Origin of the sequence: Aquirufa novilacunae (genome assembly GCF_045310505.1) — a bacterium.
Lineage (GTDB): Bacteria > Bacteroidota > Bacteroidia > Cytophagales > Spirosomataceae > Aquirufa > Aquirufa novilacunae.
Genome location: NZ_JBEWZG010000001.1, coordinates 740,911 through 755,925 on the forward strand (window position 1 = coordinate 740,911; position 15,015 = coordinate 755,925).

General features: G+C 41.9%; 12 protein-coding genes. 2 read left to right on the forward strand and 10 right to left on the reverse strand.

Annotation, left to right across the window (positions count from 1 at the left end):
• Window positions 1-38 precede the first annotated feature (38 nt).
• The 3 genes from odhB to V7S74_RS03415 all read right to left on the reverse strand — a co-directional run bounded on the left by odhB (window position 39) and on the right by V7S74_RS03415 (window position 5,466).
• Window positions 39-1,580, reverse strand: a complete 1,542-nt coding sequence (odhB, locus tag V7S74_RS03405) for a 2-oxoglutarate dehydrogenase complex dihydrolipoyllysine-residue succinyltransferase (protein ID WP_406777697.1) — start codon at window positions 1,578-1,580, stop codon at window positions 39-41.
• A 10-nt stretch (window positions 1,581-1,590) separates the two neighbouring features.
• The gene (locus V7S74_RS03410; protein ID WP_406777359.1) at window positions 1,591-4,320 is read right to left on the reverse strand and encodes a 2-oxoglutarate dehydrogenase E1 component; all 2,730 of its coding nucleotides are present in this window, start codon (window positions 4,318-4,320) and stop codon (window positions 1,591-1,593) included.
• Between the two features lie 252 nt (window positions 4,321-4,572).
• Window positions 4,573-5,466 carry a type IX secretion system membrane protein PorP/SprF gene (locus V7S74_RS03415; protein WP_406777360.1) on the reverse strand — a complete coding sequence of 298 codons (894 nt, stop codon included), beginning with the start codon at window positions 5,464-5,466 and terminating at the stop codon, window positions 4,573-4,575.
• Window positions 5,467-5,554: 88 nt separating this feature from the next.
• On the opposite strand from V7S74_RS03415, the gene htpG reads away from it, so the two are divergent.
• On the forward strand, window positions 5,555-7,372 hold the full coding sequence (gene htpG, locus V7S74_RS03420) for a molecular chaperone HtpG (protein WP_406777361.1): 1,818 nt from the start codon (window positions 5,555-5,557) through the stop codon (window positions 7,370-7,372).
• 46 nt (window positions 7,373-7,418) lie between these two features.
• On the opposite strand, the gene V7S74_RS03425 is transcribed toward htpG, so the two are convergent.
• Together V7S74_RS03425 and V7S74_RS03430 are read right to left on the reverse strand one after the other, a co-directional pair.
• On the reverse strand, window positions 7,419-7,769 hold the full coding sequence (locus V7S74_RS03425; protein WP_406777362.1) for a T9SS type A sorting domain-containing protein: 351 nt from the start codon (window positions 7,767-7,769) through the stop codon (window positions 7,419-7,421).
• Between the two features lie 51 nt (window positions 7,770-7,820).
• Complete coding sequence (locus V7S74_RS03430) at window positions 7,821-9,356, reverse strand: OstA-like protein (protein ID WP_406777363.1); 1,536 nt, start codon at window positions 9,354-9,356, stop codon at window positions 7,821-7,823.
• 56 nt (window positions 9,357-9,412) lie between these two features.
• On the opposite strand from V7S74_RS03430, the gene tilS reads away from it, so the two are divergent.
• Window positions 9,413-10,759, forward strand: coding sequence for a tRNA lysidine(34) synthetase TilS (gene tilS, locus V7S74_RS03435; protein ID WP_406777364.1), 1,347 nt, complete (start codon window positions 9,413-9,415; stop codon window positions 10,757-10,759).
• A gap of 141 nt (window positions 10,760-10,900) precedes the next feature.
• Here the strand turns inward: tilS and porD are convergent, their stop codons facing one another.
• Genes porD through V7S74_RS03460 form a run of 5 tightly spaced genes read right to left on the reverse strand, consistent with a single transcriptional unit; the run spans window position 10,901 to window position 15,014 of the window.
• Window positions 10,901-11,803 (reverse strand): type IX secretion system protein PorD, encoded by a 903-nt coding sequence (gene porD, locus V7S74_RS03440; RefSeq protein ID WP_406777365.1) that lies wholly within the window; start codon window positions 11,801-11,803, stop codon window positions 10,901-10,903.
• A 21-nt stretch (window positions 11,804-11,824) separates the two neighbouring features.
• Window positions 11,825-12,154: a DNA-directed RNA polymerase subunit omega gene (locus tag V7S74_RS03445; protein ID WP_406777366.1), complete on the reverse strand. Its 330-nt coding sequence runs from the start codon at window positions 12,152-12,154 to the stop codon at window positions 11,825-11,827.
• A 48-nt stretch (window positions 12,155-12,202) separates the two neighbouring features.
• A complete protein-coding gene (locus V7S74_RS03450) occupies window positions 12,203-13,087 on the reverse strand; it encodes an outer membrane protein assembly factor BamD (protein WP_406777367.1) in 885 nt (294 codons plus the stop codon).
• A gap of 24 nt (window positions 13,088-13,111) precedes the next feature.
• On the reverse strand, window positions 13,112-14,863 hold the full coding sequence (locus V7S74_RS03455; RefSeq protein WP_406777368.1) for an ABC transporter ATP-binding protein: 1,752 nt from the start codon (window positions 14,861-14,863) through the stop codon (window positions 13,112-13,114).
• Window positions 14,850-15,014, reverse strand: coding sequence for a FeoB-associated Cys-rich membrane protein (locus V7S74_RS03460; RefSeq protein ID WP_406777369.1), 165 nt, complete (start codon window positions 15,012-15,014; stop codon window positions 14,850-14,852). Before V7S74_RS03460 ends, V7S74_RS03455 begins: the two co-directional genes overlap by 14 nt.
• Window position 15,015: the final 1 nt, after the last annotated feature.

The following is a 15,015-nucleotide window of genomic DNA, read 5'->3' on the forward strand; positions in this document are numbered from 1 at the left end:
TTGAAAGCGAATAGGCCCGCTAAGGCCTATTCTGTTAATTAAATGTCTAATAATAAACGAGCTGGATCCTCTAGTAATTGCTTTAAGCGAACTAAGAAGCTCACGGACTCACGACCATCGATAATGCGGTGATCGTATGATAAAGCAAGGTACATGATCGGACGAACCACGATTTGACCATCTACCACTACTGGACGCTCTACGATATTGTGCATACCTAAGATCGCAACTTGTGGTGCGTTGATAATCGGAGTCGAAAGCATCGATCCAAATACCCCACCATTCGTGATCGTAAAGGTACCGCCGCTCATTTCTTCCAAGCTCAATTTGTTCTCGCGCGCCTTACCAGCTAAACGAACCACTTCTGATTCGATTCCAGCTAATGATAAGTTTTCCGCAGAACGGATCACCGGAACTACTAAACCTTTCGGTGCAGAAACTGCAATCGAAATATCACAATAGTCGTGGAATACGATTTCGTCTCCATCGATTTTTGCATTCACTGAAGGGAACTCTTTTAAAGCCACACAAACAGCTTTCGTGAAGAAGGACATAAATCCTAAACCAACACCGTGTTTCTCCTTGAATTTGTCTTTGTATTTACCGCGAAGATCCATCACAGGCTTCATGTCCACTTCGTTAAACGTCGTCAACATCGCTGTTTCATTCTTCACCGCCACTAAACGACGAGCTACTGTCTTACGCAATGAGCTCATTTTTTCGCGACGTGTTCCTCCTTGTGCTACGGCTGGTGCAGCGGCAGCTGCTGGAGCTGAAGCGGCAACGGCTGGTTTTGAAGCAGCTACCGCATCCTCTTTCGTGATGCGACCACCTACGCCTGAACCTGCTACTGAAGCAGCGGAGATACCTTTTTCGTCTAATATTTTTGCTGCTGCTGGAGATGGATGACCTGCGGCATAAGATGCGTCACCGGATGAAGCAGGAGCTGCCGGAGCAGAAGGTGCTGCTGGAGCTGCAGCCGGAGCCGAAGCTGCTACCGCACCACCTACCGTGATTTTCGCTAAAACTCCACCGATCGGAACAACCGTTCCTGATTCAGCTACTATTTCCAATACACCCGCAGCTTCTGCTGGCAATTCGAAAGTCGCTTTATCTGATTCTAATTCACAAAGAACTTCGTCTAAAGAAACGCTATCTCCCGTTTTTTTATTCCAAACAGAAACCGTCACTTCCGTGATCGACTCCCCTACCGCTGGAACTTTAATTTCTAAAACCGAAACAGGACCTGGAGCTGCTGCTGGTGCCGCTGGTGCTGCTGCAGGAGCTGGAGCTGCCACGGCTGCTGCAGCAGGAGCATCTGCTACTTTCACAGAAGCGGTTGCGCCACCTGCCTCAATCGTACAGATAACTGCACCGATCGGAAGAACATCGCCTTCTTTAGCCACAATGTGCAACACACCTTCTGCCTCTGCAGGCAATTCAAAGGTCGCTTTGTCCGATTCTAATTCGCACAAAACCTCGTCTAATTTCACGTGATCGCCTTCCTTCTTGTTCCAAGTGGCAACGGTCACTTCTGTAATCGACTCGCCCACAGCGGGCACTTTCATTTCTATAGCCATCATAATTCTATTATTCGAATGCTTTGTTAATTAGGTTTGCTTGCTCTACGCCGTGAACTTTTAGGAATCCAGTCGCTGGAGAAGCGGATTTTTTACGCGCTACTAAACCTTTGAATTTAGACCAGCCAAACTCACGGATCACATACGACCAGTAGCCCATGTTTTCTGGTTCTTCTTGAACGAATACCACATCTGCTCCTTTGTATTTCGCTAATTCCGCGTCTACTTGCTTCGTCGGGAATGGGTGTAATTGCTCAATGCGAACAATCGCCACATCTTTGCGCTTGTCTTTTTCTTGGCGATCTAATAGATCGAAGTATACTTTACCTGAGCAAAGTAATACCTTTTTCACTTTGGCCTTATCTGCATAACTATCACCAATCACCTCTTGGAACTTACCTTTCGTAAATTCTTCGATAGGCGAAACCACTTTCGGATGACGGAAAATCGACTTAGGCGACATCACCACTAATGGCTTGCGGAATTCCCAAGTCAATTGACGGCGTAAGGCGTGGAAGATATTCGCTGGCGTTGTTAAGTTCGCCACGATCATATTGTTTTCCGCAGCTAACTGCAAGAAACGCTCTGGACGTGCATTTGAGTGTTCTGGACCTTGTCCCTCGTAACCGTGTGGCAATAACATCACTAAACCATTTTGTGTACCCCACTTCGACTCATGAGAAGAAACGAATTGGTCAATCATGGTTTGAGCGCCATTTGCGAAGTCTCCAAACTGTGCTTCCCAAATCACCAAGGCATCAGGATTAGCCAAAGCATAGCCAAATTCAAATCCTAACACGCCATACTCAGAAAGTAAGGAGTTGTAGATCTGCGCTTGCTCTTGACCTTCTTTAATGTGATTTAACGAGTTATAATTCTCATTCGTATTCGCATCGTGTAATACGGCGTGACGGTGAGAGAAAGTACCACGTTGTACATCTTGACCAGATAAACGAACAGGCTTTCCTTCCAAAAGAAGAGAACCATAAGCTAATAATTCAGCTGTTGCCCAGTTTAATTGACCTTTCTCAAAATATCCTTTACGGTCTGCAATGACCTTTTCAATTTGCTTTAAAGCAGTGAAACCTTTCGGCAAGACCGTTAAAGCTTTTGCTACTTGATCAATTACCTCCTTAGAAATTGCTGTCTTCGGAGATGCATCGAAATCTTTCTCGTTAGAGAAACGTAGAGCAGACCAACGGTTGTCTAATTTTAAGGGAACGTAAGGTGGGCTAACTTTTTGCTTCACCATATCTAAACGAGCTTGCAATTCCGCTTTGAAAGCTGAATCCATTTCCTCCGCTAATTTAGCTTCGATCTCGCCGTTCTTGATTAATTGTTGCGTATAAACCTCGCGTGGGTTTGGATGGTTCGTGATGTTCGCATACAAAGTAGGCTGCGTAAAACGAGGCTCATCTGATTCGTTGTGACCATTACGGCGGTAACAAACCATATCTACAAATACATCGCGATTGAATTCTTGACGGTATTCAGCGGCCATGCGAGACACGAAAACCACCGCTTCAGGATCATCTCCATTCACGTGGAATACCGGTGCATCGATGATTTTAGCCACATCCGTGCAATAAATCGCCGAACGTGCATCTTCAAAATCAGTCGTAAAACCTACTTGGTTATTGATCACAAAGTGAATCGTTCCCCCCGTGCTAAAGCCTTTTAATTTCGCCATCTGAGTTACCTCATAGACGATACCTTGACCAGCTACCGCCGCATCTCCGTGAATTAAAATAGGCAATACTTTATCGTAATCTCCAGCGTAATGCGCATCCGCACTTGCACGGCAGAATCCTTCTACTAGTGGATTTACGGCCTCTAAGTGAGATGGATTTGGAGCTAATTTCAGTGAAATCTCGCTGCCTTTTGGAGAAATATGCTTGCTAGAATATCCTAAGTGATATTTTACGTCACCGTCACCGTGGATTTCATTAGGTACATTTCCTTCGAAACCATCAAAGATCGCTTCGTAAGATTTGTGCATAATGTTTGCCAAAACGTTCAAACGACCTCTGTGCGCCATACCGATCACCGCCTCTTTCACACCCGCATCAGCTGCCACATTGATAATCGCATCTAAACCTGCGATAGTGGATTCACCACCTTCTAAGCCGAAACGCTTTTGGCCTAAATATTTAGTTCCTAAAAAGTTCTCAAAAACAACCGCCTCATTCATCTTCTGAAGAATGTGCTTCTTCTCTTCAAATGTAGGCTTAAAGGAAAGTGCTTCCTTTTCAATCTTATTGCGCAACCATTCTTTTTGTTGAACGTCACGGATATACGAATATTCAAATCCAACAGAACCCGCATAGATTTTGTGTAAAGCTGCCTGAATTGTACGCAAGGTTACCGCGCCTAAACCCATGAAAGAACCCGCTTGGAAAACGGTATCTAAATCAGCGTCAGACAAAGAATAATCCGCCAAATCTAAACGTGGCTTGCGATCCTTACGTTCACGTACGGGATTGGTTTTCGATAATAAGTGTCCTCTAGAACGGAAGGCTTTAATCAACGAGATTACCGCCATTTCCTTTTGAACATGGCTTGAATCAGCTGAAACAGCGCCCGCAGGAGCTCCCTCGCCTAACCAGGTCTGAGAAAAGTCAAAACCTTTGAAGAAGTCTCTCCAAGAGCTATCAACTGAATTGGGATCTTGTTTGTACGCCTCATACAAGTCAGCTATGACTTGTGTATCGGCATTGGCTACGTAGGAAAATGGATCCATAAGTTAATTTTCTAGGCTTTAGGCCAAAGAAATGTTTCAATGTTTTGGTTTAGTATAAATCTTAACATTATATAAATGCTAAAATCTACGCAATTTACTATTTGCTCCGCAAAATAACCCTAATTTTCACCGGGTTTTTTAGCTATAAGTGCACAAATTTCTGAGGAATTCTAACTACTAGTAAGGAGCCTTTGAAAATCTTTAATAATTTCAATTTTTTCCTCCTAAATCACCAATAATTAACCGATTCTTTTAGGGATGAAATTGACCTAATTTTCCCAAACCAAAATCCAGGTCATATCTAAGGAAAATTTGGTGAAAACCAGCTGCTTCACTCGTCGTGGAACTACCTAAAGTAGATACATTTTTTCCCAGAAAATCGTAGGAATAGCCTACCCGAAAATTAACACCTAAAGGCACCTCTAGGGTTCCTAACAAAGCCGGATCACCAAACTCGGAACCCGTCTGCTGGTACCATAGCCCTACTCCAACTTTTTCTTGGTACCAAAAAACGGCATTCAAATCTACTTTCGTCTGCCGATTCTTCCTTACAACTGTCCCTAGTTTCAAGGTATGCAAATTACCTACAGGAAAATAATAAGAGGCTTGAACATATAATGGTGTATCTCCTAATCCATCTAAACGATTAGCTGGCTTTGAAATTCCGACCTTCAACGCCTCTTTTCGATAAGTCACTCCGACTCCGACACTTCCGAGCATTTCACTGGTACCAGATTTTCCCAAAATCGGATACTGATTTATCCCCACATTCGCTCCATAACTTAATTGATTTCCTCTGCCCCAGTACATATGATTAGAAACGACTGCCGCTAAACCCAGATTGGAAGAAATCAAACCCGAATTTGTTGCATAGGATTGATCTGTGTTGAATGCCAAAAACCCCAATCCCCAGGCCCCCTTTTTCATAGGCATATCAATACTCATTAATTGTTGTGAGGACGAAGCTCCGCCGATGGTTTGAAATAAGGGCTTTTTGCGAAAGACTCCTTTGGCAGAAAAAATCTTCAAGGCTCCTGCATCCGCCGGATTAATGGCTAAGGGCAAAAATGGATACGCCATCTGTAAAGATTCTTGCTGCGCGATTGAAGTAAAAGTGACCAATAAGAATAGGACAATTTTTCTCATAAAATCTGACAATGTGACACCCCCGGGAGGCTTGGAATTAAAATTGCAAAAGTATTCCTAAATGTAGGAATTATTAACATCAAAAAATATGAAAGAAACAGGTAACATCTCCATTCACACCGAGAACATTTTCCCAATCATCAAAAAATTTCTCTATTCGGATCACGAGATTTTCCTTCGTGAGCTAGTTTCTAACGCTGTCGATGCTTCCCAAAAAATCAAGCGTTTAAGTTCTATTGGTGAATTTAACGGCGAATTGGGCGAGTTGAAAGTGAAAGTTAGTTTTGACAAAGACAAAAAGACCATTACGATTTCTGACAACGGTATCGGTATGACCGCAGAAGAAATCAAGAAATACATTAACCAAATCGCTTTCTCCGGCGCGACAGAATTCGTCGAGAAATACAAGGATCAAGGCGATGACAAAGGAATTATCGGACACTTTGGTCTAGGTTTCTACTCAGCCTTTATGGTCGCAAAAGAAGTAGAGATCATCTCTAAGTCCTACCAAGAAGGTTCAGAAGCCGCTACCTGGAAGTGTGATGGTTCTACGGAATACACGATCGGACCAGCGAAAAAGAAAAACCGGGGTACAGATATCATCTTGCACATCGCGGAGGATTCAGAAGAGTTTTTAGAGGAGTTCAAATTAAAGTCCATCCTTGAGAAATATGGTAAGTTCTTGCCAACCGAGATTGAATTTGGCGATAAGGTCATCAACAATCCGAACCCGATTTGGACTAAATCTCCATCTGATTTAACGGACGAAGATTACTTGAAATTCTACGAGGAATTATATCCATTCCAAGAGAAGCCACTATTCTGGATTCACTTAAATGTGGACTATCCGTTCAATTTAACGGGTATTTTATATTTCCCAAAAGTGAAGAACGAGATGCAATTGCAACGCGAAAAAATCTCCCTTTACAGCCGTCAGGTATTCATTACTGATGAAGTAAAAGACATCGTCCCAGAATTCTTGATGTTATTACACGGGGTGATCGATTCTCCAGATATTCCATTAAACGTATCTCGCTCGTTCTTACAAGCCGATTCGAACGTGAAGAAGATCAACTCGTACATCACGAAAAAGGTGGCGGATAAATTAGCTGAATTATTCAAATCAGATCGCCCAGCTTTCGAAGAGAAATTCGCGAACATCGGCTTATTCATCAAGTACGGAATGATCTCGGATGAGAAATTCTTAGAGAAGGCAAAAGATTTTTGTTTAGTGCAAGATACGAATAACAAATATTTCACGTTAGACGAATACAGTGAAGAGGTGCAAGCTGCCCAAACTGACAAAGATGGAAACAAGATTTACTTATACACCACCGATGTCGAGCAACAAGATGCCTTTATTCAATCCGCCCAAAACAAAGGTTATTCAGTCATTAAATTGGATACCCTGATCGACAGCCACTTCATTAACACGATGGAGTCTAAACTAGAAAAGACGCAATGGAAGCGTGTGGATGCTGATGCGGTCGACAAATTAATTGATACAGGGATTACGTTAGAAGCTATTTTATCTGATGCGCAAAAAGAGAGCGTGAAGAAAGTCTTCGAAGAAACTCTGAATGACAAACAAAAAGTAGTCGCAGTGGAAGCGATGTCACCCGATGAATTACCTGCTATCGTAACTCAAAACGAGTTTATGCGCAGAATGAGTGACATGTCTAAAACCGGTGGCGGTGGAATGGGAATGTTTGGTGCTATGCCAAATACCTACAACATCACCATCAATGCGAATCACCCATTGATCAATAAACTAGCTGATTTAAAAGACGAAAGCGAACAAAAAGCGCTGGCGAAACAAATCTCAGATCTAGCTTTATTATCACAAAACTTATTGACAGGGGCTGATCTAACGGCCTTCATCAAAAGAACAGTTAGTGGATTTTAAGTGATGTATTTCAAAAAGAGCCGCCTGCTATGCAGGCGGCTCTTTTTTATTGCTTTCTAACCATCAATTTCTTCGTGGCGACGGGTTTACCATCCACCAGCAACTGGTACATATACAAGCCACTATTCAATTCTTTTAGCGAAATCTTAGCGGATCGATCTTCCCGATCTAACTCTACTTCCTTCACCAGTAATCCTAGCACATTGTAGATTGCAATCTTCACCTCTTGATTGTTCGTAGAAAACTGATAATCAACTAAGGCAAAATCTGCAGCTGGATTAGGGTATAAGTGTGAAACGAATATGCGATCGCCTTGAAAAAGTAAGGTGTCATTTTTAAATCCAAACAGGGCTGCTAGGATTAAAAATAAAGTGATATGTCGTAATACTATTTTCATGCTCAATTCGTTGAGACGAAAGTAGTACAAATTCACATCCCTTTGTTCATTTTAAGGTTTTTTAACAAGATCTTGATATTCAACTCGATTCAAAATCGTTTGAAGCGAAGGCTTCTCTGAAATACGCCACCTGAATCCGTCTAATTCTTGAAGATCCCCTTTCCATTCTTTTGGAGGGACGAATTTAGCTTCAGGCTTCGTTATAAAGGCAATTTTCTTGACTTTATTGTCCTCGAAAAACAAGTTCATTCGACTACATTCCACCCGGTTCAGACCCGTGGTTACTTTCTTGTCATCAATGACGTAATAAATACTCTCCCCATTTCCCTCGACATTCACTCGATTCAATTTGGAATCCTCTTTGAAATGCACCCAAATCTTACGACCCTTTATCTGATTGAAATGATTTGCAGAATCAATCGAAATCACGAAAGACTTTCCACGAAGGCGCATCTCTTTCAGCTTTTGATTACCCATAAATAAAGAAATAGAGTCGGCTTGCGATTGAGAATCTTGGGTCCAGAGAATGGGTTTTTGGTAGAAATAAATAATCGAATCCTGCACATTATATCCTAACGAATCACAGCGACCAGACAAATCCGACTTATAAATGAGCACGTTTTTATAGGCAAATAATTTCCGAATGGAATCCTTTTTAATGTTAACAGAAACCAAGGTATCCGCCGTCAAATACAGCGTATCTTTTTCCATGATATTCTGCATCCAAGCATGTCCATAAACTCGCGTGACACCTGTTTTACCCGCATAGCGGCCATTATCGCCTTTCAGGATGACCTTTTCCTTTTGAGAAATGAATTCCACTTTTCCTTTTGCAACCCCAATTTGTGTGGGAGAATCATAGAATAAGGTATCAGCCGTCAAAATATATTCATCTGTTTTTGCCGTCGAACGACCGGTGAAATTAGAGACTTTGGAAATCGTATTATAAAAACCGCGACTCGTAATGACCGTATCCTTCTTCGTTATAATCTGCGTGGGTGCGATGAAATAGGCTTCTTTCGAAGCTGTATTGTATTTCAAGGAATCGGCCTTGACAGAACCTCCGTCTTTATCAATGACCCGCACCTTTTCCTTAAATAAGAAGTTCTTAGTTACAGTATTATAAAATCCTTCCCGGCTCGTTAAAGTGGATTTCTTGTCAATAATCCTTGCTCCAGAGTGGTAAATTGCCATTTTAGAGTTCAAATCATAATCCAATTTAGGGGTATTCAGAAGGATAGTATGATCATCTAATTTCACGCGGCCACTAATGTAGGCTTGGCGCATATTTCCATTGTAAAGAGCGGTATCACCTGTAATCGTCACCGTATCAGCTTGAATGATCCGAACGTGGCCATAGGCTTCCACATTATTCGTGGTCGAATTTAAAACGGCCTGATCGCAATAAAGCGTCGTTGTTCCTTGTTGCAGTAATACGCGACCGATTAAGGTTTTGCGCATGATTAATTCCTGCTGCATTCCGTTCAAACTATCTGCGCGAATGACTTGCAAAAGCTGACCCTGAGCCTGTGCGAATAGCGACAAACTCAGAAGAAATACCAGGAAAATCCAACCTTTGTAACGCATCTTGAAATTGAATCGCTAATTTCGTAGCTCCATTGAACACGCAATTTACCATTTTTATGCTGGAAGATTTTATCCATTTTGTCCAAAAAGAGAATTTATTCCAAACCGATCAGAAAATTTTGGTCGCTGTTAGCGGCGGAATCGACTCGATTGTATTGAGTAAACTGTTTTCTTTGGCCAAATTTAATTTCGGCATCGCTCATGTGAACTTCAGCCTTCGGGGAGAAGAGTCCTTAGCAGACGAGGTATTTGTAAAGAAATTCGCTAAAACCCTCAAAGTCCCCTACCACACCATTTGCTTCGACACCAACGCCTTCGCTGTACAGGAAAAAATCTCCACCCAAATGGCGGCCCGCATTTTGCGCTACCAATGGTTTGAAGAAATCCGTGTAAAAGAAGGATACGATTACATCGCCACCGGTCACCATCAACTCGATAGTGCCGAAACGATGCTCATTAACCTCGTAAGAGGTAGCGGAATCGCCGGTTTTCACGGAATTCCTGTAAAATCGGGTCACTTAATTAGACCCCTTTCCTTTGCAAGTCAAGAAGCCATTTTTGATTTCGTTGTCTCGCATAAATTAGCCTGGAGAGAAGATTCTTCCAATGAATCCACTAAATACCAGCGCAATTTTATTCGGCACGAGATCCTGCCCAAATTCCAGGAGCTAAATCCCCAGTTTGAGCAAACGCTATCCGCTACCAGCGCAAAAATCAAAGGGATCGAATCTTGGTTACAAGATGAACTACAGGCCTTTAAAAATGAATACTGCACGACAGATTCCGCTGGAAACACTTGCATTAAATTGCCTGCCATCTCTTCCAAAACCACCGTTTTACTCACGGAGTTATTACTTTCATACCACTTTAACTCAGCTAGTATTGAGTCAATATTACATGCTGATAAAGTAGGTGCTATCTTTGAATCCCCTAGCCACTCGTTAAATATCGATCGCGGCCAATGGATTATCAGCTTAAAGAGCCAAGCAGATTATAAACCCATCGTCATTTCAGAAGAAGATGAGGTCATCACCATTGGCAATCAAGAATTGCACATTTTCATTGAAGAAAGAACAGCAGACTGGAAAGCCATCACAGATCCAAACGTAGCCTGCCTTGATGCAGACACCTTGGATTTCCCTTTAGAAATCCGCAAAGTGCAAGAAGGCGACTGGTTCTGCCCACTTGGGATGAATCAAAAGAAATTGATATCTGATTTCTTAACGGACAAAAAAGTCCCTCTTGCTATCAAAAAGAACACCCAAATCCTTTTAAGCAAAGGCTCCGTTGCCTGGATTTTAGGACAAAGAATCGATAACCGCAATAAGGTGACGGACAAGACGGAATTGGTAGCGGTGTTTGAGTTAAAAAGCGGAGCTTCTGACTCAAACATAAAAGCATAAAGAATAAAGCACAAAGTATAAAGATGGAATCCCCTGCGGGGATAGTCTCTGAAATGTTTCCAACGAACTCATTTCCTTCGGACTTTATTCTTTATTCTTTGTGCTTTATGCTTTATCGCATTTTACTAAAATAGCCAGAGGCTATTTTAGTAAAATGCGATACGCCTCCGTTCGAATTGGATCCAACATACTCAGATACGTAAACGCTTGCTGACGCTCCGAAGGACTAGCTTCGTTGAGAATGGAAATAATCTCCTCCGATTTTGCATCAAAGAAGACCCGAATTGAGGCGGCTCCTGGCCGTAAAGTGTTTACTTGACGAATTTGCTTGAGGATTTCTAGCAAGCCTTTTCTGGCTGCATCCGGATTCTCAGCCATTTTATCAAGATAGACGCGGTGGTAATCATAATATACCTCGCGCATGGCTTGCAAATTTTGATTAATCAGATTTTCAGAAATACCGATACGACTGCGAACATCAGCCATTGTTCCCCAGCCTGAGCCGGAGTTTTGGGCTAAATTAGTTAGGTTGGTGAGCTTTTGAACGAAGGGCTCCCCTCCTTTCGGGCCAAATGAATCGTAGGAATAGGTTAATGCGATGTAGGCATAAAAGGCCATCAGAGAACTCAAATTATCTGAATAGCTATTGTCATTATACGTGATGGGGTTACCTATTTGGTATTTGAAGTTGAAGTTCTTGTCAACTAAATTCAGAAGTACAGTCTCGTAAGACGTATTAAAAACAGGGCGCAGTACTTGAATGCGCGCTGAGGCTTCAATATCACCTTGAGCAGATGACTTCGTTAATAGTAAATTGATATTTAGCTTGATTTTTTCTTCCGGGGCAAAATTATCTGATGACCAGCGGCGGCCATTCATAAATTCTTGCATCGTTCTTTGTAATTCAACGTAGACTTGAGAACTACCACGCTGCTGATCGAGCTGTAATTGCTCTGTACTGATCGTTATAAAAGTAGAAAGTTCTTGAGCTTGAACAGCCCAAGAACTTAATAAGAATATCAATAGAAATCGGATGGATTTCATGATCGTTCGATCAAATAAAAACTATTGGTTTTCAGTTGTACCTTCTTCGCGGTTTCTGAAATCTACTTTATCAGCTAAGAAATCATCGATAGCTAAAGCAGATGGCTTAGGCATACGCTCGTAGTATTTAGAGATTTCGATTTGCTCGCGGTTCTCAAAAATCTCTTCTAAGTTATCCACAGATGAAGCAAACTCAGATAATTTACCTGATAATTCTTCTTTCATCTTGCTCGAAATCTGACGAGCACGTTGCCCTACGATGGTAATTGATTCATATACGTTACCAGTTTTAGCAGCGATCTTATCTACATCACGTGTAATGATGGATGGATTTGTTGGGGTCTTGGACATCTCTATATAATTTAAGATAGCAAATTTAACGTTAATTTTTAAGAAATACTATTGCGGACTGGTAGCAATTTTAGAGGTATTCGATTTCTCTTTTTCCTGTAGGGCCTTGTATTCCGCTTCGATTTTGGCAATACGAACTACCTCATTTTGGCTTTCCGTATACCATTTCTCTGCCGTTTTCAAGTAAGAGCTCTGAGGGTATTTATCAATAAACTCTAAATAGAATTTAACAACCTCTTCGTAACGCTCTTTTTGTTTGTATTCTACCGTGCTTTTGGCCAAATCAAACTGGGAAACTACCTTGAAATAGGCCATCTCTTCATTATAATCTGAATCGGGGAAATCACGTTGAAAGTTCGTAATCTCAATAACCGCAGACTTTAAAGAAGCGATATTGAAAGGCGACGTTTTATAGTATAATTTAGCCTTCTCATAGGCTTTCTTCTCTAATTTCTTACGAAGATCCTTGATCATCAAACTGCAATCCTCCCGGTACTTCGAATCCGGGTAATTATTCAAATAACTCTGCAACTCATTAATGGCAGCCAGAGTACCCGTTTGATCTAAATTGAAATTAGGCGAATCTTTGTACAGCGAGAATGCCGCCATATAAATGGATTCCTCTGCAAATTCAGAACGAGAAAAAACCTCAGAAAAACGTTTAAAGTGCGTATTAGCTACCGTGTAATTCGCTAATTCAAAATCGCATTTGGCCTGATAAAAAGTAGCCATTTCCTGCGTAGAATCCCCTGTCAGTAAAGGCAATACCTCATCAAACAGAATCCCAGCCTTGTCAAATTCCTTTTTCTTGTAATAATCTACCGCGGCTTTGTACTTCGTAGGAACGCTGGCGCTCTTTCTGAACTTCTCGAACTTTCCGCACGCGCTTAACCCGATCAAGGCGACTAAAGCAATTATAATTTTATTTTTCAAATTCATAAGCCCGTAAAGATACGTTTATTTTCTGAATTGTAGATGATAGAGTTGCGCATATAAACCATCCAAAGCTAACAATTCATCTTGAGTGCCGCGCTCTTTAATTTCCCCTTTGTCCATCACTAAGATTTGATCGGAATTACGAATTGTAGAAAGACGGTGGGCAATAACTACGGCTGTGCGCCCTTTCATTAAGGTAGAAATGGCCTGTTGAATCAATACTTCCGTTTCTGAATCCACGGAGGAAGTAGCCTCGTCCAGCACGATAATTTTTGGATTATGGACCAAAGCCCGCACAAAAGAAATCAATTGACGTTGACCCACACTTAAGGTCGCCCCCCTTTCTTTTACCTCATAGGCATATCCGCCCGGCAGCGACATGATAAAATCATGCACACCCACTGCTTTCGCCGCTTCGATCATTTTCTCCTCCGTAATCGACTCATCACCCAGGTTAATATTATAGGCAATCGAAGAGCTAAATAAGAAAACATCTTGAAGAACGACGGCGATATTTTTACGTAAAGATCCTATCTCATAGGAAGTAAGGGGAACGCCATCGATTTTGATTTCGCCGCTTTGGCAATCATATAAACGACCCAAAAGCCCAATAATGGACGATTTTCCTGCTCCCGTTGCCCCTACAATGGCACAAGTCTTTCCTACCTCCACTTGAAAACTAACGTTCTTCACAACCCATTCCGGCTCCTGGTAAGCAAACGTAACATCGGAGAACTCAATTTTTCCATTAATCTCGTCCGCCTGAATCGTTCCATTATTTTGAATATAATCGGTCGAGTCGAGTAAGGTCAAAATACGTTCCGTTGACACAATACCCATTTGAAGCGTATTAAAACGATCCGCCAACATCCGGATAGGTCGGTAAAAAAGATTAATGAACATAATAAAGGCGGTCAATGTCCCCACCCCCATCTCTTCTTTCACGATATAGGTAGAAGCCGCCCAAACCACTAATCCAGTCCCAATCGCTGCAATCACGTCAGCTACAGGAAAAAATACCGAATAAGCGAGAATTCCGCGGATATTTGCATCCCGATGTTCCTCGTTAATGCGATTAAACTTGGCTAATTCTTGTTTTTCGGCGTGGAACATTTGGACGATAAGCATCCCCGAAATATGTTCTTGCACAAATGAATTCAAGTTCGCCACCGCCGTACGCACCTCAGTAAAGGATTTCTTGATGTATTCCTTAAACACATAAGTCGAAAAGATCATGAAAGGAACCGTCGCCACGATGATTAAAGTCAATCGCCAATCCGCGTAAAACATCACCGCTAGAATCAGAAACAGCTGCAGTAAATCACCCGCAATAGAGGCTAATCCTTCTGAGAATACATCATTTAGGGTTTCAATATCCGAAACGGTACGCGTAACAAGGCGACCTATGGGTGTTGCATCAAAGAACGCTAAGCGCAAATTGACAATCTTCTCATACAATTGGATACGAATGTCGCGGATGACGGTTTGGCCTAAATAACCCGCTAAATAGGAAGTAGAGAATTGCAATAAGGTTTGCAAGAGCAAAGCCCCTAACATCCAACCGAGCATGCGGAATAGATCCGAGGCAAATGTCAAACCGAGGTAATGATCTAAGGTATAGCGAATTAGGAGTGGAACTACGGGGGAAATTCCCGCCATGCAAAGAATTAGAAAAACTAAAAACCAAAAACGAAAACGATAGGGCTTAATGAAGCCATACAAACGTTGAATGATCTGAAAATCGATTATTTTGGCTGATTTAGCTTCTTTCACTGTTCATCTTGTCAATAGTGGATGAAGCAGCACAGGTCCCGCAGCCTTTCGCACAATTACCCGCACTAGCACCCCAAAACTGGTTATACACCATCCGAACCAGGTAAAATACCGCGGCAGCAAAAACCAAAAAGATGAGGATATTTTCCATG